The sequence below is a fragment of the Streptomyces koelreuteriae genome, from assembly GCF_018604545.1.
GTDB classification, from domain to species: domain Bacteria; phylum Actinomycetota; class Actinomycetes; order Streptomycetales; family Streptomycetaceae; genus Streptomyces; species Streptomyces koelreuteriae.
This window is the reverse complement of record NZ_CP075896.1, coordinates 2,433,136-2,454,030: the sequence shown is the minus strand read 5'-3', so window position 1 is coordinate 2,454,030 and position 20,895 is coordinate 2,433,136. Positions and strand designations below refer to the sequence as shown.

The 20,895-nt window shown below is 70.3% G+C and carries 20 protein-coding genes; 8 read left to right on the top strand and 12 right to left on the bottom strand.

Annotation, left to right across the window (positions count from 1 at the left end):
* Nucleotides 1-48: 48 nt before the first annotated feature.
* Nucleotides 49-498 (top strand): PPOX class F420-dependent oxidoreductase, encoded by a 450-nt coding sequence (locus KJK29_RS10640; protein WP_215118468.1) that lies wholly within the window; start codon nucleotides 49-51, stop codon nucleotides 496-498.
* Nucleotides 499-602: 104 nt separating this feature from the next.
* On the opposite strand, the gene KJK29_RS10635 is transcribed toward KJK29_RS10640, so the two are convergent.
* Nucleotides 603-1,388: an IclR family transcriptional regulator gene (locus KJK29_RS10635; protein ID WP_215118467.1), complete on the bottom strand. Its 786-nt coding sequence runs from the start codon at nucleotides 1,386-1,388 to the stop codon at nucleotides 603-605.
* Between the two features lie 141 nt (nucleotides 1,389-1,529).
* Here KJK29_RS10635 and KJK29_RS10630 point away from each other — a divergent pair, with 141 nt between their 5' ends.
* The gene (locus KJK29_RS10630; RefSeq protein WP_215118466.1) at nucleotides 1,530-2,867 is read left to right on the top strand and encodes a gluconate:H+ symporter; all 1,338 of its coding nucleotides are present in this window, start codon (nucleotides 1,530-1,532) and stop codon (nucleotides 2,865-2,867) included.
* A gap of 36 nt (nucleotides 2,868-2,903) precedes the next feature.
* The gene (locus KJK29_RS10625) at nucleotides 2,904-4,238 is read left to right on the top strand and encodes an enolase C-terminal domain-like protein (protein WP_215118465.1); all 1,335 of its coding nucleotides are present in this window, start codon (nucleotides 2,904-2,906) and stop codon (nucleotides 4,236-4,238) included.
* A gap of 483 nt (nucleotides 4,239-4,721) precedes the next feature.
* Here the strand turns inward: KJK29_RS10625 and KJK29_RS10620 are convergent, their stop codons facing one another.
* From KJK29_RS10620 to KJK29_RS10600, 5 genes are all read right to left on the bottom strand, one after another.
* Entirely contained in the window at nucleotides 4,722-5,561 is an 840-nt protein-coding gene (locus KJK29_RS10620; RefSeq protein WP_215118464.1) for a carbohydrate ABC transporter permease, read from the bottom strand.
* 5 nt (nucleotides 5,562-5,566) lie between these two features.
* The gene (locus KJK29_RS10615; RefSeq protein ID WP_215118463.1) at nucleotides 5,567-6,487 is read right to left on the bottom strand and encodes a carbohydrate ABC transporter permease; all 921 of its coding nucleotides are present in this window, start codon (nucleotides 6,485-6,487) and stop codon (nucleotides 5,567-5,569) included.
* Between the two features lie 10 nt (nucleotides 6,488-6,497).
* On the bottom strand, nucleotides 6,498-7,871 hold the full coding sequence (locus KJK29_RS10610) for an extracellular solute-binding protein (RefSeq protein WP_370869129.1): 1,374 nt from the start codon (nucleotides 7,869-7,871) through the stop codon (nucleotides 6,498-6,500).
* A gap of 114 nt (nucleotides 7,872-7,985) precedes the next feature.
* Nucleotides 7,986-8,684: a response regulator gene (locus KJK29_RS10605; RefSeq protein WP_215118461.1), complete on the bottom strand. Its 699-nt coding sequence runs from the start codon at nucleotides 8,682-8,684 to the stop codon at nucleotides 7,986-7,988.
* Nucleotides 8,681-10,351: a sensor histidine kinase gene (locus KJK29_RS10600; RefSeq protein WP_215118460.1), complete on the bottom strand. Its 1,671-nt coding sequence runs from the start codon at nucleotides 10,349-10,351 to the stop codon at nucleotides 8,681-8,683. The genes KJK29_RS10605 and KJK29_RS10600 overlap by 4 nt, the downstream gene beginning before the upstream one ends.
* A 177-nt stretch (nucleotides 10,352-10,528) precedes the next feature.
* Here KJK29_RS10600 and KJK29_RS10595 point away from each other — a divergent pair, with 177 nt between their 5' ends.
* Nucleotides 10,529-11,920 (top strand): cation:dicarboxylate symporter family transporter, encoded by a 1,392-nt coding sequence (locus KJK29_RS10595; RefSeq protein WP_215118459.1) that lies wholly within the window; start codon nucleotides 10,529-10,531, stop codon nucleotides 11,918-11,920.
* Between the two features lie 103 nt (nucleotides 11,921-12,023).
* Here the strand turns inward: KJK29_RS10595 and KJK29_RS10590 are convergent, their stop codons facing one another.
* The 4 genes from KJK29_RS10590 to KJK29_RS10575 form a co-directional block, all read right to left on the bottom strand.
* A complete protein-coding gene (locus KJK29_RS10590; protein ID WP_215118458.1) occupies nucleotides 12,024-12,266 on the bottom strand; it encodes a ferredoxin in 243 nt (80 codons plus the stop codon).
* Between the two features lie 3 nt (nucleotides 12,267-12,269).
* A complete protein-coding gene (locus KJK29_RS10585; RefSeq protein ID WP_215118457.1) occupies nucleotides 12,270-13,595 on the bottom strand; it encodes a cytochrome P450 in 1,326 nt (441 codons plus the stop codon).
* Nucleotides 13,596-13,675: 80 nt separating this feature from the next.
* The gene (locus KJK29_RS10580) at nucleotides 13,676-14,566 is read right to left on the bottom strand and encodes a DUF4097 family beta strand repeat-containing protein (RefSeq protein ID WP_215118456.1); all 891 of its coding nucleotides are present in this window, start codon (nucleotides 14,564-14,566) and stop codon (nucleotides 13,676-13,678) included.
* Between the two features lie 82 nt (nucleotides 14,567-14,648).
* Complete coding sequence (locus tag KJK29_RS10575; RefSeq protein ID WP_215118455.1) at nucleotides 14,649-15,128, bottom strand: hypothetical protein; 480 nt, start codon at nucleotides 15,126-15,128, stop codon at nucleotides 14,649-14,651.
* 218 nt (nucleotides 15,129-15,346) lie between these two features.
* Between KJK29_RS10575 and KJK29_RS10570 the strand changes: the two genes are divergently transcribed.
* Nucleotides 15,347-17,596, top strand: a complete 2,250-nt coding sequence (locus KJK29_RS10570) for an MMPL family transporter (protein WP_215118454.1) — start codon at nucleotides 15,347-15,349, stop codon at nucleotides 17,594-17,596.
* Here KJK29_RS10570 and KJK29_RS10565 read toward each other — a convergent pair.
* Entirely contained in the window at nucleotides 17,593-18,504 is a 912-nt protein-coding gene (locus KJK29_RS10565; protein WP_215118453.1) for an aldo/keto reductase, read from the bottom strand. The two genes, KJK29_RS10570 and KJK29_RS10565, sit on opposite strands and share 4 nt — an antisense overlap.
* Nucleotide 18,505: 1 nt before the next feature.
* A complete protein-coding gene (locus KJK29_RS10560; RefSeq protein WP_370869128.1) occupies nucleotides 18,506-19,420 on the bottom strand; it encodes an NAD-dependent epimerase/dehydratase family protein in 915 nt (304 codons plus the stop codon).
* A 45-nt stretch (nucleotides 19,421-19,465) separates the two neighbouring features.
* Between KJK29_RS10560 and KJK29_RS10555 the strand changes: the two genes are divergently transcribed.
* Genes KJK29_RS10555 through KJK29_RS10545 form a run of 3 tightly spaced genes read left to right on the top strand, consistent with a single transcriptional unit; the run spans nucleotide 19,466 to nucleotide 20,783 of the window.
* Nucleotides 19,466-19,975 (top strand): Lrp/AsnC family transcriptional regulator, encoded by a 510-nt coding sequence (locus KJK29_RS10555; RefSeq protein WP_251057756.1) that lies wholly within the window; start codon nucleotides 19,466-19,468, stop codon nucleotides 19,973-19,975.
* A gap of 29 nt (nucleotides 19,976-20,004) precedes the next feature.
* Entirely contained in the window at nucleotides 20,005-20,418 is a 414-nt protein-coding gene (locus tag KJK29_RS10550; RefSeq protein WP_215118451.1) for a MerR family transcriptional regulator, read from the top strand.
* Nucleotides 20,419-20,468: 50 nt separating this feature from the next.
* Nucleotides 20,469-20,783 carry a thioredoxin family protein gene (locus KJK29_RS10545; RefSeq protein WP_215118450.1) on the top strand — a complete coding sequence of 105 codons (315 nt, stop codon included), beginning with the start codon at nucleotides 20,469-20,471 and terminating at the stop codon, nucleotides 20,781-20,783.
* Nucleotides 20,784-20,895: the final 112 nt, after the last annotated feature.

The following is a 20,895-nucleotide window of genomic DNA, read 5'->3' as shown; positions in this document are numbered from 1 at the left end:
GATGACCCCGGGCCCGATGATCATGGGTCCGGAAAGGCAGTGACTTAGGTGAACGGCAAGCTCAACGGGCATATTCGCGAGCGACTTCTCGCGCCGAACTTCTGGCATCTCGCGACGGTGGGGGCTGACGGGGCGCCTCAGGTGTCGCCCATGTGGGCGGACATCGAAGACGAGTACGTCATGGTCAACACCTCGATCGGGCGGGTGAAGGAGGAGAATCTGCGGCGCAATCCGTACGTTTCGCTGTCCCACCACGACCCGGAGAACCCCTACGACCGGGCCGAGATCCGGGGGAAGGTCGTCCGGTTCGTGGAGGGCGAGGAGGCGGAGCGGGGCATGGACCGGCTGACGCGCAAGTACCTCGGGCAGGACCGGTATCCGTGGATGCTGCCGGGTGAGCGGCGGGTGATGCTGCTGATCGAGCCGACGCGGGTGCGGACGCTGGAAGGGGTGGAGCCGTTCCGGGCGGGGGTTTTGCCGGACGGGGCGGCTGGGTGAACGTCTGAGTCCGGGATCCGGGCTCGGTGGAGAAGGTGCTGGTCACGATCGTGTGGCCGGCACTTTTTTGTGTGGTGTGTCGTGTGTGTGGGTGGCGGTGGGTTCTAGCGCCAGTCCACGCCCGAGACCGGCGGCAGTTGGAATTCGATCCTGGTGCGGATGTCGCTCATCACGGAGATGATGCGGGTCTCGTGTTCCGGGGTCAGCCGGGCCACCGGGACCGAGCAGCTGATGGCGTCCATCGCCGGTGTGCCGTAGCGCAGAGCGAAGCCGAAGCCCGCGATGCCCGGCACCGTCTCCTCGCGGTCGACGGAGTAACCGCGCTCGCGCACCCCGGCCAGGTCGGCGAGCAGGGCGGCGCGGTCGGTGTGCGTGTTCGCGGTGAGGCCGGTCAACGGGCCGTCTCCGAGGGGTAGTTCGTCATCGGCTCGCTCGGCGAGGAGCGCCTTGCCCAGTGCGCCGGCGTGGGCCGGGACGCGGCGGCCGACCCTGCTGATGGTGCGCAGGTACTCGTGGGACTCGCGCGTGGCGAGATAGACGACGTCCCGGCCGTCGAGCCGTGCCATGTGGATCGTCTCGCCGAGCGCGTCCGACGCCTCGTCGAGGTACGGCCGGACCACCCGGATGCGGCGGTCCCCGTCGAGATACCCGGTGCCGGTGAGCAGCGCGCGGATCCCGATGCCGTAGAGGGAGCCGGTGGCGTCGGTGCGGACCCAGCCGGAGTCGACGAGCGTCTGGAGTAGTTGGTACATGCTGCTGCGCGGCACGTCCAGGTCCTCGGCGAGCTGGTCGAGGCGCGAGGGTTCCTCGCCCCGCTCGGCGAGCAGTTCCAGCAGCGCGACGGTTCTGGCCGCCGACTTCACACCGCGGACGCCTCTGCTCTCCTGCATGGGCTCATCGTAGGTCCGCATCAATCTGTGATCGTCCGGGGCATTGACCCGTCCCGTTCACGCACTTAGCCTCCATCTGCATACGTGGACGCCATCTGCATACAGGGATGAGAGCTCCCACCAGTTCAAAGGGGAACTGCCTTGCCTCTGCTCGTCGTCGGGATCAGCGTTGTGGTCCTGCTCCTGCTCATGACCCGGCTGAGAATGAACGGCTTCGCGGCGCTGCTGCTGGTCGCGGTCGGTGTCGCACTGGTCCGTGGCATTCCGGTGGCGACCATCCCGGACGTCCTCTCCGAGGGCATCGGGGACCAGATCGGCGACACCATGCTGACCATCGGGCTCGGTGCCATGGTCGGCCGGGTGATGGGGGACTCGGGCGCCGCACAGCGCATAGCCGGCAAGCTCCTCGACGCCTTCGGCCCGCGGTGGGTGCAGGTGGCCATGGTGGTCACGTCCATGCTCATCGGCGTGACCATGTTCTACGAGGTCGCGTTCGTCATCATCGTGCCGATCGCGTTCACGCTGGTCAGGGTCACCGGCGCGAAGCTGCTGTGGGTCGGGCTGCCGATGTCCATCGCGCTGTCCACCATGCACAGCTTCCTGCCGCCGCACCCCGGCCCCACCGCCGTCGCCGCGACCTTCCACGCCTCCGTCGGACTGACGCTGTTCTACGGCCTGTTCATCGCCGTGCCCGCGGGGGCGCTCATCGCCCTGGCCTGGCCGCGTCTTCCGTTCGTCGCCCGGATGACGCCCACCATCCCCAAGGGGCTGGTCAGTGAGCGCGAGTTCAGTGAGGAGGAGATGCCGGGGCTCGGGTGGTCGCTGTTCGTGGCGCTGTTCCCCGTGGTGCTGATCGTGGCCGCGGCTGTCACTGACATGGCCGCTTCGGGCGACAGTCCGTTCCTGCACGTCGTCGCCTTCATCGGGTCGGCGCCGATCGCCCTGCTGCTGACCCTGTGTCTGGCGATCTGGGTGTTCGGGCCGCGGATCGGGCGGAGCCTGAGCGAGGTCGGCGCCTCCTGTTCTTCGGCGGCCCAGGCCATGGCGATGATCCTGCTGGTGATCGGCGCGGGCGGGGCCTTCAAGAACGTCCTCGTCGAGGGCGGCATCTCCGACTACATCAAGGACGTCACCGACGGCTGGTCCGTCTCGCCGATCGTCCTCGCCTGGCTGGTCGCCGTCATTCTGCGGATCGCGCTCGGGTCGGCGACGGTCGCCGTTGTCACGGCCTCAGGTGTGGCGCTGCCGTTGCTGGCGGGGGGTGGGGTGCATCCGGAGGTGATGGTGCTGGCCGTCGCGTGCGGCTCCATCGCGTTCTCGCATGTCAATGATCCCGGGTTCTGGCTGTTCAAGGAGTACTTCAACCTGTCCGTCGTCGAGGCGATCAAGGTGCGGACGTCTTATACGACGGTGCTGGCGGTGCTCGGGCTCGGGGGTGTGCTGGCGGTCGAGTGGGCGTTGGACGTTTTCGGGTTGTAGGTCGACTTGTGTATGGATGAGAGGGTTTGGATCGCAATGGGCAGCAACCAGCCGACCGTTACCGGGTTCGCCGTCTATCCCGTCGCCGGGCGGGACAGCATGGAGCTCAATCTGTCCGGTGCGCACGGGCCGTACTTCACTCGCAACGTCGTCGTGCTCACCGATTCCGAGGGGCGTACCGGGCTGGGGGAGGTGCCCGGTGGGGAGAAGATCACGCGGACCTTGCGGGATGCCGAGTCGCTCGTAGTCGGGGCCACGGTGGGGGACTACCAGCGAGTGCTGCGGGAGATCGGGGAGCGGTTCGCCGACCGGGACGCGGGTGGGCGGGGTGCGCAGACGTTCGATCTGCGGACCACGGTTCATACGGTGACGGCGGTGGAGTCGGCGTTGCTCGATCTGCTCGGGCAGCATCTCGATGTGCCGGTCGCCGCGCTGTTGGGGGACGGGCAGCAGCGGTCTTCCGTGCGGGTGCTGGGCTATCTCTTCTACGTTGGTGATCCGGGGCGGACCGATCTGGAGTATGTCCGGGAGCCCGACTCGGACGTGGAGTGGTACCGGGTGCGGCATGAGGAGGCGTTGTCGCCGGAGGCGATCGTGCGGCAGGCGGAGGCGGCGTACGAGCTGTACGGGTTTCGGGACTTCAAGCTCAAGGGGGGTGTGCTGGAGGGGGTGGAGGAAGTCGCGGCGGTGCGGGCGTTGAAGGAGCGGTTTCCCGAGGCGCGGGTCACGCTGGATCCGAACGGGGCGTGGTCGTTGCGGGAGGCGGTTGAGCTGTGTCGGCCGTTGGTGGGGACGTTGGCGTATGCGGAGGATCCTTGTGGGGCGGAGGGGGGTTACTCCGGGCGGGAGGTGCTCGCGGAGTTTCGTCGGGCTACCGGGTTGCCTACGGCGACGAACATGATCGCTACGGACTGGCGGGAGATGGCGCATGCGTTGGCTCTGCAGTCCGTGTCGATTCCGTTGGCTGATCCGCACTTCTGGACGATGCGGGGGTCGGTGCGGGTGGCGCAGTTGTGCAACGCGATGGGGTTGACGTGGGGGTGTCACTCGAACAACCACTTCGACATCTCGCTGGCGATGGTGACGCACTGTGGGGCGGCGGCGCCGGGGGAGTACAACGCGCTGGATACGCACTGGATCTGGCAGGAGGGGTTGGAGCGGCTCACTGTCGCTCCGCCTCGGATCGTGGGTGGGGAGGTCGCGGTGCCGGATGCTCCGGGGCTGGGGGTGCGGGTTGATATGGACCGGCTTCTTGCGGCGCATGAGCTGTACCGGGAGAAGGGGCTGGGGGCGCGGGACGATGCGGTGGGGATGCGGTATCTGGTTCCGGGGTGGGAGTTCGACGGGAAGCGGCCGTGTCTCGTGCGGTGAGTGGGTGGATGCCTGCGGCGGCCTGTGGCTGCTTCGGTGGGGGTGCGCGTAGCGCCTATCGCCGGGTGGTGGGTCGGGGCCGCGCCGGGGGGTGTCCGTCCTCGGAACGGCGCGATGGGCTCGGACGCCGACTGACTGTCCGCTGACGCGCCAACCGCTGCGGGCGGACACCCCCCGACACGTCCCCTTCCGTGAGCCGGCGGGTGCGGGAGCGTCGTGGCTCCCGCCATCCGCCGCGGCTTCGGCTCTCCGCGCCGGTCGCGGGCTTCCGCCTCTGCCGCAGCCGCGGGCGCCGCACCCGCCCTGGCTGCCGCAGGCCGCCGCCGCTGCCCTAGCTGCGGGCATGCGTGCCGCTAGGGGCGGCACGGGTGGGCGCAGCGGTACCCCGCTCCGCCGGGTTGCGGGCCCACCCGGCCTCAGCGCCGACGCCGGGTACCTGCCGACGCCGGGCCGTGAATCCACCCGGTCCAGCCACAAGCAGCCTCAGCCCTTGACCGCCCCGCCCAGTGCGAAGCCCCCTCCCAGGCGGCGGGAGATCAGGACGTACAGGAGGATCACGGGGGTCGAGTAGATGATCGAGAACGCGGCCAGTTGCCCGTACGCCACCATGCCCCGGTTGCCGAAGAAGTCGTTGATGCTGACGGATGCCGGCATCTGGTCGGGGGTGAGCAGGAGCATGAAGGGGACGAAGAAGTTGCCCCACATCATGACGAAGGAGAAGACCGTCACGACGGCCACGCCGGGGCCCATGAGGGGGAGGACGATGCGGAGGAGGGACTGGAGGGGGCTCGCTCCGTCGGTCCAGGCGGCCTCTTCGAGTTCCTTGGGGACGCCGTCCATGAAGTTCTTCATCAGCCAGATGGCGAAGGGCAGTTGGGACGCGGCGAAGAAGAAGATCGTGCCCTGCATGGTGTCGATCAGGTCCACTTGGACGAAGAGCGCGTAGACCGGAACCATGATCGCCGTGATGGGCAGGCTGGTGGCGAAGAGGATCGTCAGCAGGAACGGGCGGTTGAAGCGGGAGCGGAAGCGGGACAGCGGGTAGGCGGCCAGGGCCGCGCAGACCACCGTCAGCAGGGTCGCGCCGCCGCACAGGAGCAGGCTGTTGAGGAGGGGGGTGAAGGTGATCTCGGGGGTCAGGATCGCGTCGAAGTTGGTGAGGGTGAGGCCGTCGGGGGTCTTCACCCGGAGACCGGCGTGGGGGTCGAGGGAGGACAGGACCACCCAGGCCAGGGGGAGGACGAAGGCCGCGGCGACGACCAGGAGGCCCGCGTCGGCCGCCAGGCGGCGGGTCGTGCGGCGGGAGGAGAGGGTGTGGGGCATGCGGGTCAGACCTCCGTGCGGAGCAGGCGCAGGTAGACCAGGGAGAACAGGGAGCCGACCAGGAGCAGGAGTAGGGCGACCGCCGTGCCGTAGCCGATGAGGCTGTTCTGGAAGGCCTGTTCGTACATGAAGAGCGGGAGTGTCTGGCTCTTGCCGCCCGGGCCGCCTCTCGTCATCACCCAGATCAGGCCGAAGACCGAGAGGGTCTGGAGGGTGTTGAGCATCAGGTTGGTGCCGATGGAGCGGCGGATCATCGGCAGTGTGATGTGCCAGAGGCGGCGCCAGCCGCCCGCGCCGTCGACCTCCGCCGCCTCGGTGATCTCCTGGGGGATCTCGTTCAGGGCCGCTGAGTAGACCAGCATCGAGAAGGCCGTACCGCGCCAGACGTTCGCGAAGGACACCGCCAGGATCGGGAGCGTGAACAGCCAGTTCTGGGAGGGCAGATGCAGCCAGTCCAGGATGGCGTTCAGGGTGCCCTCGCGGCGGAAGAAGGCGTAGAGGAGGAAGCCCGCCACGACCTCCGGCAGGACCCAGGCCGTGACGACGATGCCGCCGGTGAGCGTGCGCACCGGTTTCGACGCGCGCTGCATCAGTGCCGCCAGGGCCAGGCCGAGTGTGTTCTGTCCGATGAGGGAGGAGAGGACCGTGAACACCAGCGTCAGCCATACGGCGTTCAGGAACGCCTCGTCCCCGAAGGCCCGGGTGAAGTTGTCGAGGCCGACGAACGTCTCCTGGGCCTGGCCGGTGAGCTGGAGGTCGGTGAAGGCGATGTAGACGCAGTAGGCGATCGGGCCGGCCAGGAAGAGGAGCAGGAGGACGATCGCCGGGGTCAGGGGCAGGACGCGCAGCGGCCCGCGGGGGCCGCGCGCCGGGCGGGTGTCCCTGAGAGACTTGGTGGGTTGGGGGTGCGGTGCGGTGGTGGTCATCGGGCTCCGCTCACCGTTCGACCACCTGGTTGTCCGTCGCGTCCTTCAGCGCGTCCGTGTAGCCGCTCGCCGCCTCGTCCACCGATGTGTCGCCCGTGGTGACGCCTTCCATCGCCTCCTGGATCGCCACCGAGACCTTGGGGTAGGCCGGGTAGGCGGGGCGGTAGTGGGTGTTGGCCACGAGGTCCGTGAAGAACTCGGTGCCGGGCTGGGCGGTGGCGTACGCGGGGTCCTTCGCCACGTCCTCGCGGACCGCGATGCCGGAGTTGGCGACGTACCACTTCTGCGCGTTGGCCTTGGTCTGCATCGTCGTGATGAACTCGAACGCCAGGTCCGGGTTGCCCGCCTTGGCGGGGATCGACCAGGTCCAGCCGCCGGACATGCTCACCTTGCCGGGCGCCTGGCCGTTCTGGGTCGGCATGGCGGCCAGGCCCAGTTCTTCCGACCACTCGGGCCACTCGTGGCCGCTGCCGGGCAGCCAGTCCTGCGGCAGCCAGGAGCCGTCGAGGGCGATGCCGAGCTTGCCCTGCGGGAGCCACTCGCCGCGGACCCGGGTCATGACGTTCGGGTCGAGCGCGTCGGAGACGTCCGGGCCGAGCTTCTCCTTGTAGACCGTCTCGACGAAGGAGAGCGCGTCCTTGAAGCCCTGGCCGCCGGCGATCCACTTCTTGCCCGACTTGTCGTAGAGGGGGTCCGTGGTGCCGTCGTTGGTGCCGTAGAGCAGCATTTCGAACGTCTGCATGGTGGCCGCCTCGCCGACCGGCTTCCCCGTGTAGATGTTGAGGGGGATGGTGTCGGGGGCTTTGCGTTTGATGGTGCGGGCGGCCGTGAGGATGTCGTTCCAGGTCTTCGGCTGCCAGTCGGCGGGCAGGCCCGCCTTCTTGAAGATGTCCTTGTCGAACCAGAGGCCGCGGGTGTCGGTGCCGTCGGGGACGCCGTACGTCTTGCCGTCCTCGCCCTTGGCCGCCGTCTTCGCCGTGTCGATGAACTTGTCCCAGTCCGGCCACTTGGCGAGGTAGGGGTCGAGGGGCTTGAGATAGCCGCTGGTGATGTCCGAGTTGATGAGGAACGTGTCCTCGTAGACCAGGTCGGGGGCGGTCTTGGGGGAGCGGAGCATCTGCTGGAGCTTGGTGTAGTACTCCGAGTCCGGGGCCTTGATCGGGACGAGCTCGACCTTCTTGCCCGGGTGGGCCTTCTCGAACTGCTTCTTGATGTCCGCGAGATACGTGTCCATCACCTTGATGGAGTTGTCCGTGGACTGTTTGAAGGAGATCTTCACGGTGTCCGGGTCGCTGCCGGAGCCCCCGCCGCAGGCGGTGAGGGCGGACGCGGCGAGGGCCAGGGCGACGAGGGGGGTGAGAGCGGCGGTGGGGCGCACGGGCACGACCTCCTGCGGGCGCACTTCTTTGTGGCCTGGACGGCTGCGTCGTGAACCTAAGTTGAGTGGTCTAGTCAGGTCAATGCGTGTGCGGTGGATTGACCGGCGTACGGTCAACCGTCATTGACCCGTGACCCAGCGGTACTGCAACTCCGGGCGCCCCACCGTGCCGTACTGAGGGCGGCGGGCCGCGCGGCCCGCGTCCACCAGGTGCTCCAGATAACGGCGGGCCGTGATGCGGGAGATGCCCACGGTCTCCGCGACACCCGCGGCGGTGAGGCCCTCCGCGCTGTCCCGCAACGTCACCGTCACCCGCTCCAGTGTCGGCGCGCTCAGACCTTTGGGCAGCGCGGCCGGGCCGGGGGCGCGCAGGGCCGCCAGGGCCCGGTCCACCTCGTCCTGGCCGCTCGCCTCGCCGACCGCCGCGTGGAACTCGGCGTACCGCACGAGACGGTCCCGCAGCGTCGCGAAGGTGAACGGCTTCAGGACGTACTGCACGACACCGAGCGAGACACCCTCGCGTACGACGGCCAGATCGCGCGCCGAGGTCACCGCGATCACGTCCGCGTGGTGGCCGGCCGCTCTGAGAGACCGGGCGAGGTGCAGTCCGTGCACGTCCGGCAGGTGCAGGTCGAGCAGGAGGAGGTCCACCGGGGTGCGCTCCAGGGCCCGGCGGGCCTCCGCGCCCGTGTGCGCCTTGCCCACGGCGACGAACCCGGGGACCCGGCCGACGTACATGACATGGGCGTCGGCGGCGACCGGGTCGTCCTCCACCACCAGGACCCGGATGGATTTCGCGTGTGTCGTGTCGCTCGTCATGCGGGGCCTCCAGAGCCCTCGGACACCGGGCCTCCGGATGTCACGCCTGCGGCGACCGCGCCGGACTCGCGCAGCGGCAGCCGTACCTCGAACCGAGCCCCGCCCCCGTCGGCCTCCGCCACCGACAGCGTCCCCTCGTGCCGCTGCGCCGCCTGCCGTACGAGCGCCAGTCCGAGACCGCGCCCGCCCGGGCCGGACGGCTTGGTCGTGAAGCCCCGCTGGAAGACCGCCTCGGCGTGCTCCGGGTCGACGCCCGGGCCCGTGTCCGAGACCCGCAGCACCAGCTCCGGGCAGTCCTCGGTGCCCCGGGTGTACGCCGCCACCGTCACCCGCGCCGACACGCTGCCCTGCGCCGCGTCCACGGCGTTGTCGATCAGATTGCCGAGGATCGTCACCAGGTCCCGCGCCGGGAGGGTCTCGGGCAGCAGACCGTCGTCCAGGCTGCTGTCCTCCGACACCATCAGCTCCACGCCCCGCTCGTTCGCCTGGGCCGTCTTGCCCAGCAGCAGTGCCGCCAGCACCGGCTCGCTCACCGCCGCCACCACCTGGTCGGTCAGGGCCTGCGCCAGCTCCAGCTCGGCCGTCGCGAAGTCCACCGCCTCCTCCGCCCGGCCCAGCTCGATCAGCGAGACGACCGTGTGCAGCCGGTTCGCCGCCTCGTGCGCCTGCGAGCGGAGCGCCTGCGTGAAGCCCCGCTCGGAATCCAACTCGCCCATCAGCGACTGGAGTTCGGTGACATCGCGCAGGGTGACGACCGTACCGCGCCGCTCGCCGCCCGACACCGGGGAGGTGTTGATGACCAGGACCCGCGACGCCGTCAGATGCACCTCGTCCACCCGCGGCTCCGACGCCAGCAGCGCGCCCGTCAGCGGGGCGGGGAGCCCCAGCTCGGCCACCGACCTGCCCACCACGTCCCCCTCCACGCCGAGCAGCTCCCGCCCCCCGTCGTTGATCAACGCCACACGGTACTGCCCGTCCAGCATCAGCAGCCCCTCCCGTACGGCGTGCAGGGCGGCCTGGTGGTAGTCGTGCATCCGGCTGAGCTCGGCCGCGTTCATGCCGTGGGTGTGGCGGCGCAGCCGGGCGTTGACCACATAGGTGCCGATGGCGCCCAGGGCCAGCGCCCCGGCGGCGACGCCCAGCAGGGCCGTGACCTGGCTCTGCACGCGCTCACTGATCGCCTCGACCCGTATGCCCGCGCTGACCAGGCCGACGATCTGCTTGCCGTTCTTGATCGGGGTGACCGCGCGGACCGACGGGCCGAGGGTGCCGGTGTAGGTCTCGGTGAAGGTCTCGCCCCTCAGGGCCCGCTCGGTGTGGCCCTGGAAGGTCTGGCCGATCTGGTCCGGGTCGGGATGCGTCCAGCGGATGCCCCGCGGGTTCATGATCGTGATGAAGTCGACCTCGGTGTCCCGCATGACCTTCAGCGCGTACGGCTGGAGCTCCGCGGTCGGGTCGGAGGCGCGGGTCGCAGCCAGCACCGACGGGGAGTCGGCGACGGAGCGCGCCACGGCCTTGGCCTGGCGCTTCGCGGCCTCCTCGGCCTGGCTGCGGTCGCTGACATAGGTGAACAGTGCACATCCGGCCACGACGACCGCGATCAGCACCGCCTGCATGGCGAAGAGCTGGGCCGCCAGGCTGCGGGGTCGGGGGACGGAGAAGCGCATGTCGTCAGTCTGCCTCGTGGCTGATTGTGAACTAAATGAACGGAAGGGTGACCGCGCTCACAGAGCAGGACATAGTCACGGCATTCCCCATAACGCATCTGCGGGAGCCCCGCTCCCGGTTTTCCGGACGTGAGCCGCACGCCGGTGATGCCGACGACGTCGTCAAGGAGGGCCGCCGTGACCAGCGCAGCCGATACGGCACCTGCCGCACGCAAACCCAAGCGGGACCGCACCCACTATCTCTACATCGCGGTGATCATCGCGGTCGCTGCCGGTATCGCGGTGGGTCTGGCCGCACCGGACTTCGCTGTCGGGCTGAAGCCGATCGGCACGGGCTTCGTCAACCTGATCAAGATGATGATCTCGCCGATCATCTTCTGCACGATCGTGCTGGGCATCGGTTCGGTGCGGAAGGCCGCCAAGGTCGGTGCCGTCGGCGGTATCGCCCTGGGCTACTTCACCGTGATGTCGCTGGTCGCGCTGGGCATCGGCCTGGTCGTCGGCAACATCCTGGACCCGGGCACCGGCCTCGCCGTGACCGACGCGGTCAAGGACGCCGGTCACGCGCAGATCGATGCCGAGGCCAAGGACACCACCGAGTTCCTGCTCGGGATCATCCCGACCACGATCGTCTCCGCCTTCACCAACGAGTCGGTCCTGCAGACCCTGCTGATCGCCCTGCTCGCCGGCTTCGCCCTCCAGGGCATGGGCTCGGCCGGCCAGCCGATCCTGCGCGGCATCGAGCACATCCAGCGGCTCGTCTTCCGCATCCTCGCCATGGTCATGTGGGCCGCCCCGATCGGTGCCTTCGGCGCCATCGCCGCCGTCACCGGCTCCGCCGGCCTGGAAGCGCTCAAGAGCCTCGCCGTGCTGATGCTCGGCTTCTACGTCACCTGCTTCCTCTTCGTCTTCATCGTGCTCGGCGCCCTGCTGCGCGTGATCTCCGGGCTGAACATCCTCGCGCTGTTCAAGTACCTGGGCCGGGAGTTCCTGCTGATCCTGTCCACCTCCTCCTCCGAGTCCGCGCTGCCGCGGCTCATCGCGAAGATGGAGCACCTGGGCGTCAGCAAGCCGGTGGTCGGCATCACCGTCCCGACCGGCTACTCCTTCAACCTCGACGGCACCATGATCTACATGACCATGGCCTCGCTGTTCATCGCCGACGCCATGGGCACCCCGATGTCCATCGGCGAGCAGATCCCGCTGCTGCTCTTCCTGCTGGTCGCCTCCAAGGGCGCCGCCGGTGTCACCGGCGCCGGCCTCGCGACCCTGGCCGGTGGTCTGCAGTCGCACAAGCCGGCCCTGGTGGACGGCATCGGCCTCATCGTCGGTATCGACCGCTTCATGAGCGAGGCCCGCGCCCTGACCAACTTCGCGGGCAACGCCGTGGCCACCGTGCTGATCGGTACCTGGACGAAGGAGATCGACAAGGAGCGGGTGGGCGAGGTCCTCGCCGGCCGGCTGCCCTTCGACGAGAAGACCCTGCTGGACGACGGCCACGGCGGCCCGTCCGATGAGCACGTCGAGGTGCCCGAGCAGGGCGGCGAGAAGGAGCTGGCGAAGACCTGACGGTTCTCGCCGCCGCGCTCCCCGAGAATCCGGGCGGCTGAACGTCCCCCCCGTCGCTCAGCCGCCCGGTCCGTGAAACGCCGAGCGGACAGGTCCTCCTCCCCTAGGGACCTGCCCGCTCGGCGTCGCCGTTTTCCCCGACGGTGATGGCTCCGGCGGGGCAGAGACCGGCGGCCATCCTGGCGGTGGGCCGGTGCTCGGGGGGCGGGTCGGGGCGCAGGAGCACCACCAGGCCCTCCTCGTCGTCCTGGTCGAAGACCTCGGGGGCCGTCAGGGCGCACATGCCGGCGCCGGCGCAGCGGTCGCGGTCGACCTCGATCCGCAGCGGCTCGTGTCGGTCGCTCATGGGCTACGCCTCGTCCCAGGTGACGGGCAGGCTGATCACGCCGTAGATGTTGGAGCGTTCGCGCAGCGGCACCTCCTGGGGCGGCACCGCGAGGCGCAGGGTGGGGAAGCGGGCGAGGAGCGCGGGGAAGACGACGGCCATCTCGACGCGGGCGAGCTGCTGGCCCAGGCACTGGTGGGCGCCGTGCCCGAAGGAGAGATGTCCGGTGGCCTTGCGGTGGATGTCGAGCCGGTCGGGGTCGGGGAACCGGAGCGGGTCGCGGTTGGCGGCCTGCACGGACACGGTCACCGTCTCGCCCGCCCTGATCGTCTCGCCCTCCACCTCGACGTCCTCGAGCGCCGCCCGCAGAATCGGGTCGGCCACGCTGAGATAGCGCAGCAGTTCCTCCACGGCCTGACCGGCGAGGCCGGGGTCGGCGCGCAGGGCGTCGAGCTGGTCGGGGTTGCTCAGCAGGGCGAAGGTGCCGAGGGCGAGCATGTTCGCCGTGGTGTCGAGTCCGGCGGCGAGCAGCAGCCCGCCGATGCCGGCCAGCTCCTCGTCGGTGAGGTCGGAGGCGGTCAGGTCGCTGAGCAGGTCGTCGGTGGGTTCGGCGCGCTTGGCGAGGACCAGTTCGTTCAGGTACTGGAGCAGCCCCGCGTAGGCACCGCCCCTCGCCTCCGCGTCCGCCGCCTGGTCGAAGATGACCGCCACCTGGCTCTGGAACCGGTCGCGGTCGGCGTACGGCACGCCGAGCAGTTCGCAGATCATGAGCGCGGGCACGGGTTGCGCCAGCGCCTCGACCAGGTCGGCCGTGGGCCCGGCCTGCTCCATGGCGTCCAGGCACTCGGCGGTGAACCGCTCGACGCGCTCGGTGAGTTGACGCATCCGCCGGACGGTGAACCTGCCGGTGAGCAGACGCCGGTAGCGGGTGTGCTCGGGGGCGTCGAGGCCGGTGATGTCGCCGACCGGGGCCGGCGGCAGCTCCGCGGGCATCCCGGGGACCGGTACCGGCATGTGCAGGAGTTCGTAGCGTGAGCTGAAGCGCGGGTCGGCCAGGATCGCGCGGGCCGCGGCGTGACCGGTGGCCAAGTGGCCCGTGTGTCCGTCGGCGTAGCGCAGGCGGCGCAGCGGCCGGTCGCTCAGCGCGGTGAGTTCGGCGGGCGGGTCGAAGGGGCAGCCGGTGTGGCGGCCGGTGGGCAGGGTGGGTGGCTCTTCGGCGGCGGTGGTGGTGATCTCGGTGGTGGTGTCGGCGGTGGTGTTGTCGGCGGTCGTGGTGGAGCCGGCTGTGGGGGTGTCGGCCGTTGGAGAGTCGACCGTGGTGGTGTCGGTGTCCGGCGGGTCGTACGGCATGCGGTCCTCCTGCGATCGGCGGGCGGGTGGGCGGGCGTGCGTCGTGAGGAGCGGGTGCGGAGCCGGGGGTGTGTGCCGGGTCAGGCGCGGCGGATGACGATGTCGCCGGCCGAGGTACGGGCGAGCACTTCGACTGTCTCGTCGGAGTCCGCGGGGCCGGCCGAGGAGCCGAGCGAGTTGCGGACGGTGCCGTACTTGGCGTTCAGGTCGAGCCAGGCGGCGGTGCCCTCGTGGATGCCCACTTCGAGGTCACCGACGGAGGTGCGCAGTTCGATGCGGCCGCGGCTGGCGTCGCCGACGCGGATACGGCCGTTGGAGGCCATCGCGTCGACCCCGGCGTGGGCGACGCCGATCTCGATCCGGCCGTTGGCGCACTTGGCGCCGACGTCGCCGTGCGCGATGCCGACGGAGATGTCGCCGTTGGCCGCGTTGGTCTTCAGGCCGCCGGTGACCTCGCCGACCTCGGTGGCGCCGTTGCTGTTCTTGACGGTCGCCGTGCCGGTCACCGTGCCGACCTCGACCCGGCCGGCGCCGGTGATCTCGATGTCTCCGGTCGAGCGCGCCAGACGGATGTCGCCGTGGTCCGTCTTGAGGACGGCACCGGCCGCCTCGTCGACCTGGAGGTCGCCTAGCGAGGTCTTGAGCGTGACGTCCCCGAAGCCCCCTTCGCAGAAGAAGCCGCCCATGGCCGTGGTGCCGCGGAGGTCGGATCCGGCGGGCAGTCCGACGCTCACCTCGATGGCGCCCGGCTTGCCGAACAGCGACCGCTTCTTGGGTGTCTTGATGGTGAGGCGGCCGCCCGAGAAGGTGACCTGGGTCTGCTGCACGGCGCGTACGTCGTTGTCGTCGGAGCCGTTGCGCGGCAGCACCTCCACGACCGTGTCGGTGCGCTTGCCCGCGGTGATGCGGGCTGTGCCGGCCTCCAGTTCGAGGGTGACGGAGATCGGCTCGGGGGTGTCGAAAGCAGGCATGGCTGTCCCGTTCTTCTCGTGGCTCATGGCTTGGGCAGGTAGGGCGGGTGGTGCGTGACGTCGGGGGTAGGCAGGCCGGGCCCTAGTGGACCCAGCCGGTGAGGCCCGGCGGGCTCGCGCGCGCCCCGGTGTCGAGGGCGAGGGACACGGCCCGCACCAGCCAGGCGTTGACCGACAGGCCCTCGGCCGCCGCGGCTTCCTCGGTGCGGGTCTTGAGGTGGGCGGGGAGACGGAAGTTGATCCGCGCCATCGTGCCGTCGTCGGCGTCCGGGGGAGTCGCGACCGGCTCCCGTGCCTCCCGGAACGGCTCGGGGGCGTGCGGCGCCGTCACCACGAACTCCGGGTCGGATCCGCGCAGCCGCACATCGACCGAGCCCGGCGCCAGCTCCCGCGTGACCTCGCCCATGGCGGCGGACAGCGCGTCGAGCAGGGTCAGGCGGGCGGCGGACTCCAGAGGGCCGGTGAGCCGCTCCGCCAGGGCGCGGGCGTCGTCGTTGCCGCCGGCCTCGGCGGCGACGGCCAGCTCGTGCCGCAGGGAGTCGACGTAGGGCGTGAGGTCCATGACGTCATGATGGCACAGGCGTGGCGCCATAGCGAGCCATCTTGGCTCATCTCTGTAAAAGTCGCCTCTGAGCTGCTCTTTCTTCATCTCGCTAAGGGGCAATCGCGCGGCGATGGTCATGAAGGGGCTTGCGGGAGAGTCGGAGTGGTGCCATGGTGGCGTCACTTCAGCGCCAGAGTCTGGTGCCATTCCTCGCCCACCGACAGGAGTTCCCCGCCGTGGCTACCTTCCTTTACAAACTGGGCCGTCTCGCCTTCCGGCGCCGATGGCTGATGGTGTTGCTGTGGGTGGTGGTCCTCTTCGGTGCGGGCTTCGCCGCCTCCGCCGCACCGGCGCCGCCCGCGGACACCTTCTCGATGCCCGGCACGGAGTCGCAGAAGGCCTTCGACCTGCTGCAGAAGAAGTTCCCCGACGCGAGCGCCGACGGTGCCGGCGCCCGGGTCGTGGTCCGCGCGCCCGAGGGCGGGAAGATCTCCGAGCCCGCGCAGAAGGCCCATGTCGCCACGCTGGTCGCGGAGTTGAGGAAGTCTCCGCAGGTCGCCTCGGTGAGCGACCCCTTCGCGACGAAGGCGGTCAGCGAGGACGGCTCCACCGCCTACGCCATCGCCACCTACAAGGTCCCCGCCGCCGAGGTCGGCGACAAGGCGCACGACGCCCTCGACGACGCACTGGCCCGGGCCCGCGACGCCGGCCTGACCGCGGAGGCCGGCGGCGACGCCGTGAAGATCGACGCCGCCATGAGCGGCACCGGCGAGAAGATCGGCATCCTGGTCTCCGCCCTGGTCCTGCTTCTCACCTTCGGCTCCGTGATCGCCGCAGGGATGCCCCTGCTCACGGCCCTCATCGGTGTCGGCGTCGGCATCTCCGCGATCACCGCGCTCGGCGCCACCCTCGGCCTGTCCAGCACCACCTCCACCCTTGCGATGATGCTCGGCCTCGCCGTCGGCATCGACTACGCCCTGTTCATCGTCTCCCGCTACCGCGCCGAACTCACCGAGGGCCGCGACCGCGCCGACGCCGCCGGGAGGGCCGTCGGCACCGCGGGCTCCGCGGTCGTCTTCGCCGGGCTCACCGTCATCGTGGCCCTCGCGGGACTGGCCGTGGTGAACATCCCGATGCTCACCAAGATGGGCCTGGCCGCCGCCGGAACCGTCGCCATCGCCGTCCTGGTCGCCCTCACCTTCGTACCGGCGCTGCTCGGCTTCGCACCGGTCAAGGTCCTGCGCCGCCGGGACCGTCACCGCTTCTCCGGCAAGCCCCTCAGCGCCCGCCGTCAGCGCAAGGCCGACAAGCTCGCCGCGAAGGACGCCCGTCGCAAGCCCAACCTCGGCTCCCGCTGGGCCGGTTACGTCCTGCGCCACCCCGTCGCCGTCCTGGTCCTGGCCGTCCTCGGCCTCGGCGCGGTCGCCGTACCCGCCGCCAGTCTGGAGCTCGGCCTGCCCGGCGAGGGCACCATGGCCCCCGACACCACCCAGCGCAAGGCCTACGACCTGCTCTCGGGCTCCTTCGGCCCCGGGTTCAACGGGCCGCTGACGATCACCGTGGAGGGCCCGGACGCCAAGGCCGCAGCCGACACCGTCGGCAACCGCCTCGCCGGGCAGGACGGCGTCGCCACCGTCACCCCGGCCACGCCCAACGAGGCCGGAGACACCGCGATCCTGAACGTCGTCCCCACCACCGGCCCCACCGACGCCGCGACCGAGGACCTGGTACGTCATCTGCGCTCCCTCGCCGACGGCTTCCGGGCCGACACCGGCGCCGAGGTCCTGGTCACCGGCCAGACCGCGATGTTCATCGACTTCTCCGAGACCCTCGACGACGCGCTGCTGCCCTATCTCGCCCTGGTCGTGGGCTTGGCGTTCCTGCTTCTGGTGGTGGTCTTCCGCTCGGTCCTCGTGCCGCTCAAGGCCGCGCTCGGCTTCCTGCTCTCGGTGACCGCCGCGCTCGGCGCCGTCGTCGCGGTCTTCCAGTGGGGCTGGCTCGCCGACGTCTTCGGCGTCGACCAGCCGAGCCCGATCATGAGCACCATGCCGATCTTCATGATCGGTGTGGTCTTCGGACTCGCCATGGACTACGAGGTGTTCCTGGTGACCCGGATGCGGGAGGCCTACGTCCACGGGGCGCGGCCCGCCGAGGCCGTCGTCACCGGCTTCCGCTACGGCGGCCGGGTGGTCGCCGCGGCCGCCGCCATCATGATCAGCGTGTTCTCCGGCTTCATCGTGGAGGACAACGACTTCGTCAAGATGATCGGCTTCGGTCTCGCGGCCGCGGTGCTCTTCGACGCCTTCCTGGTCCGCATGACGATCGTCCCCGCCCTGTTCGCCCTGCTCGGCAAGTCGGCCTGGTGGCTGCCGCGGTGGCTCGACCGGGTGCTTCCGAACCTCGACGTCGAAGGCGCGAAGCTCTCCGGCACGGCACCGGCCGGTCAGGCGGCGCCGCAGCCCCGCGCACCCGAACTGGTCGACTAGCCGGCCCCGTCGACCGTGACCGGCTCGGCGGCCTCGTCCAGGCGGGCCTGTTCCTCTTCGCCGAGGAGCAGGTCCGCCGCGGCCGCCGAGTCCCCGGCCGTCTCCGGCCGGCTCGACCCCGGGATCGGGATGACGGCCGGGGAGCGTGCCAGCAGCCAGGCCAGCCCGACCCGCTGGGGACTGACACCGCGCTCCGCGGCGACGGCGTGGAAGGCGGCGAAGCGGTCCGCTCCCTCCGTCCGCGACGGCCCGTCCAGGGAGCTGCGGGACAGCCCGCCCAGCGGACTCCACGGCAGGAACGCCAGCCCCAGTTCCGCGCACAGCCGCAGCTCCGGCTCGCTGTCCCGGACGGCGGGGGAGTACCGGTTCTGCACCGACACCAGCCGGTCGCCGAGGATCGCACGCGCCCGGCGGATCTGGTCCGCGTCCACGTTGGAGATCCCGGCCAGCCGGATCGTGCCCGCGTCGAGCAGCTCGCGCAGGGCGCCGACCGACTCCTCGAACGGCACCGATGGGTCCGGCTTGTGGAGCTGGTAGAGGCCGATCGCCTCCACGCCAAGGCGCGTGCGGGAGGCCTCGGCGGCGGCCTTGAGGTGGCGCGGGTGGCCGTTCACCGTCCAGTCGCCGTCGGCCGGGCGGCCGCGCCCGCCCTTCGTCGCCACCAGCACGCCGGAGGTGTCACCGCCATAAGTGGCGAGGGCCCGCGCCAGCAGGCGTTCGTTGTGGCCGGGCTCCGCGCCCGGCAGATGGTAGGAGTCGGCCGTGTCCAGGAGGGTCACGCCCGCGTCGAGCGCGGCGTGCACGGTGGCCAGGGCGCGCTTCTCGTCCGGCCGGCCTTCGAGGGACAGCGGCATCGCGCCGAGCCCGATCGCGCTCACCGGCAGTCCGCCCAGTGTTCTGTACCGCATGTCAGTCGCCCTTTCCGAGCGTCTCGGCGACGGCACGCGGCAGCCACTGCCGGGCGTCGGCGAAGGCGAACCCGAGCCGGCCGGCCCGGGTGTTGTCCATGCCGTAGGAGCGGCGGAAGGAGAACGGGGAGACCTCGCCGACGTCCACCGGCCGGAACACGGCCCGCCCGCCCGGGACGTGCGCGGCCACCGCCTCGCACAACTCCTCGGTGCTCAGCGTCCCGTGGGAGGCGGCGTTCACCGGCCCGGTGAATGTCTCACCCGTTGCCCAGGCCAGGAAGCGGGCGATCTCCTCGACGTGGATGTAGGTGGCGGGCCGGTTCGCCACCGGCACGGCGATCGGCTCGCCGGTGCGTATCCGCTCCGCGTAGTGGGCCAGCCGTCCGGTGAAGTCGTCGTCCCCGCCCAGCACATGGGCCACCCGCACCGCCGTGTACGGCAGCGCGGGGCCGTCGGCCGCGAGGACCGCCTCGGCCTGCCGCTTGCCCTCCCCGTAGTGCGACTCCAGGAACACCGGGTCGTCCCAGGGCAGTTCGAGATCGACGGTGACCTTGGCCGGGTCGACGGCCTCCTCGCGCACGAGGGCCGGGGAGTCCTCGTACTCGTACACCTCGACGGTCGAGGTCATGACGTAGCGGCGAGTACGGCCGGAGAAGACGCGGCGGGCGAGTGCCGCCTGGCGCGGGGTGTAGCAGACCTGGTCGACGACGACGTCGAAGACGCGCGAGCCGAGCGCCCCGGTCAGCGAGTGCTCGTCGTCCCGGTCGGCGACGAGATGCTCCACCCCGTCCGGCGGCGGGGAGGACCCCCGGTTCAGCACGCTGACCCGGTGCCCTTCGTCCCGCAGCCGTGCGATCAGGCGCTTGCCGAAGTAGCGGTTTCCACCGATGACCAGTACGTTCCGGGCGTTTTCCATGGCCATAATTCTCCTGGCGTACATCCGCGTACTGAAGGGGGAACCATGGGAGTTCAGGCGACCACGCCGAAAGAACCACGGCATCTGCGCCCCGCCGCCGACGAAACCTCGGTGGCCTTCGACGCGCTGGACCGGCAGATCCTCCACCTGCTCCAGACCGACGGCCGGATCAAGCTCAGCGAGCTGGGCCGCCGGGTCCGGCTCAGCCCGGCGGCGGTCACCGAACGGGTACGGCGACTGGAGGCCGCGGGCGTGATCAGCGGCTACGGCGCCCAGGTCGTCCCGGCCCGCCTCGGCTACGGCATCCAGGCGTTCATCCGCGTCAACCCGCACGGCGGCTACAACCTCAAGCACCCGAGGACCCTGGAGCTGATCGAGCGGCCCGAGATCACCGAAGTGCACCACGTGGTCGGCGAGGACTGCTGGATCCTCAAGGTCGCCGTCCGCGACACCGTCCACCTGGAGGAGGTCCTGGAGGGCGTCTCCGCGCTGGGGCGCACGACGACGTCGATCGTGCTGACCTCCCCGGTGGAGCGGAAACCGCTGTTGCCTTGACGCGGGCGTCAAGGAATACGTTCGTACGCATGCGAATCGGCGAGCTGGCCGCACGGGCCGGGACCACGACGCGGACGCTGCGGTACTACGAATCGCGGGGGCTGCTGCCCGCGCGGCGTACGGGCAACGGATACCGGAGCTACGACGAGAGCGATCTGCGGCTGCTCCGGCAGATCCGCACGCTCCAGGACTTCGGGTTCGACCTGGAGGAGACGCGGCCCTTCGTGGAGTGTCTGCGGGCCGGGCACCCCGAGGGCGACTCGTGCCCGGCGTCGCTCGCGGTCTACCGGCGCAAGCTGGGCGAGCTGGACTCCCTGATCGGTGAGCTGACCACCGTCCGGGACACGGTCGCGCGGCAGCTGGCGCGGGCCGAGCTGGCCGCCGAGGCGGAGGCTCCGGGCGGTCCGGAGCCGCAGTGCGAGCTGGGAGGGGACCCCTGGTGACCGACGTGAGCGATGTGACCGGCGTGAGCGGCGTAAGTGATGCGACCGGCGTGACAGACGTGACGGACGCGGATTTCGAGGCCGAGGTGATCGGCGCCGATCTGCCGGTGCTCGTGGAGTTCACCGCCGACTGGTGCCCGCCGTGCCGGCAGATGGCCCCGGTGCTGAAGGCCCTCGCCTTCGAGGAGGGCGACCGGCTGAAGGTGGTGCAACTGGACGTGGACGCCAACCCGGAGACGACCAACGCCTACAAGGTGCTGTCGATGCCGACCTTCATGGTGTTCCGGGGCGGCGAGCCCGTGAAGTCGATGGTGGGGGCGCGGGCCAAGCGGCGGCTGCTGGAGGAGCTGGCCGACGTGCTCTAGGCAACCCGCCCGGACAACAGGAAATCCCCCGAGCAATTGCGCTCGGGGGATTTCCTTGCGTATATTTGTTTGTTCGTGACTTCAACCCGAAAGAAGTCACGCGAAGTTCAGT

Coding starts and splice junctions, on each gene's coding strand:
- KJK29_RS10560 (WP_370869128.1), bottom strand. CDS start 19,420: ATGGAAAACGCCCGGAACGTACTGGTCATCGGTGGAAACCGCTACTTC.
- KJK29_RS10600 (WP_215118460.1), bottom strand. CDS start 10,351: ATGCGCTTCTCCGTCCCCCGACCCCGCAGCCTGGCGGCCCAGCTCTTC.
- KJK29_RS10605 (WP_215118461.1), bottom strand. CDS start 8,684: ATGACGAGCGACACGACACACGCGAAATCCATCCGGGTCCTGGTGGTG.
- KJK29_RS10550 (WP_215118451.1), top strand. CDS start 20,005: ATGCGAATCGGCGAGCTGGCCGCACGGGCCGGGACCACGACGCGGACG.
- KJK29_RS10625 (WP_215118465.1), top strand. CDS start 2,904: ATGGGCAGCAACCAGCCGACCGTTACCGGGTTCGCCGTCTATCCCGTC.
- KJK29_RS10585 (WP_215118457.1), bottom strand. CDS start 13,595: ATGCCGTACGACCCGCCGGACACCGACACCACCACGGTCGACTCTCCA.
- KJK29_RS10580 (WP_215118456.1), bottom strand. CDS start 14,566: ATGCCTGCTTTCGACACCCCCGAGCCGATCTCCGTCACCCTCGAACTG.
- KJK29_RS10555 (WP_251057756.1), top strand. CDS start 19,466: ATGGGAGTTCAGGCGACCACGCCGAAAGAACCACGGCATCTGCGCCCC.
- KJK29_RS10565 (WP_215118453.1), bottom strand. CDS start 18,504: ATGCGGTACAGAACACTGGGCGGACTGCCGGTGAGCGCGATCGGGCTC.
- KJK29_RS10620 (WP_215118464.1), bottom strand. CDS start 5,561: ATGCCCCACACCCTCTCCTCCCGCCGCACGACCCGCCGCCTGGCGGCC.
- KJK29_RS10590 (WP_215118458.1), bottom strand. CDS start 12,266: ATGAGCGACCGACACGAGCCGCTGCGGATCGAGGTCGACCGCGACCGC.
- KJK29_RS10635 (WP_215118467.1), bottom strand. CDS start 1,388: ATGCAGGAGAGCAGAGGCGTCCGCGGTGTGAAGTCGGCGGCCAGAACC.
- KJK29_RS10575 (WP_215118455.1), bottom strand. CDS start 15,128: ATGGACCTCACGCCCTACGTCGACTCCCTGCGGCACGAGCTGGCCGTC.
- KJK29_RS10615 (WP_215118463.1), bottom strand. CDS start 6,487: ATGACCACCACCGCACCGCACCCCCAACCCACCAAGTCTCTCAGGGAC.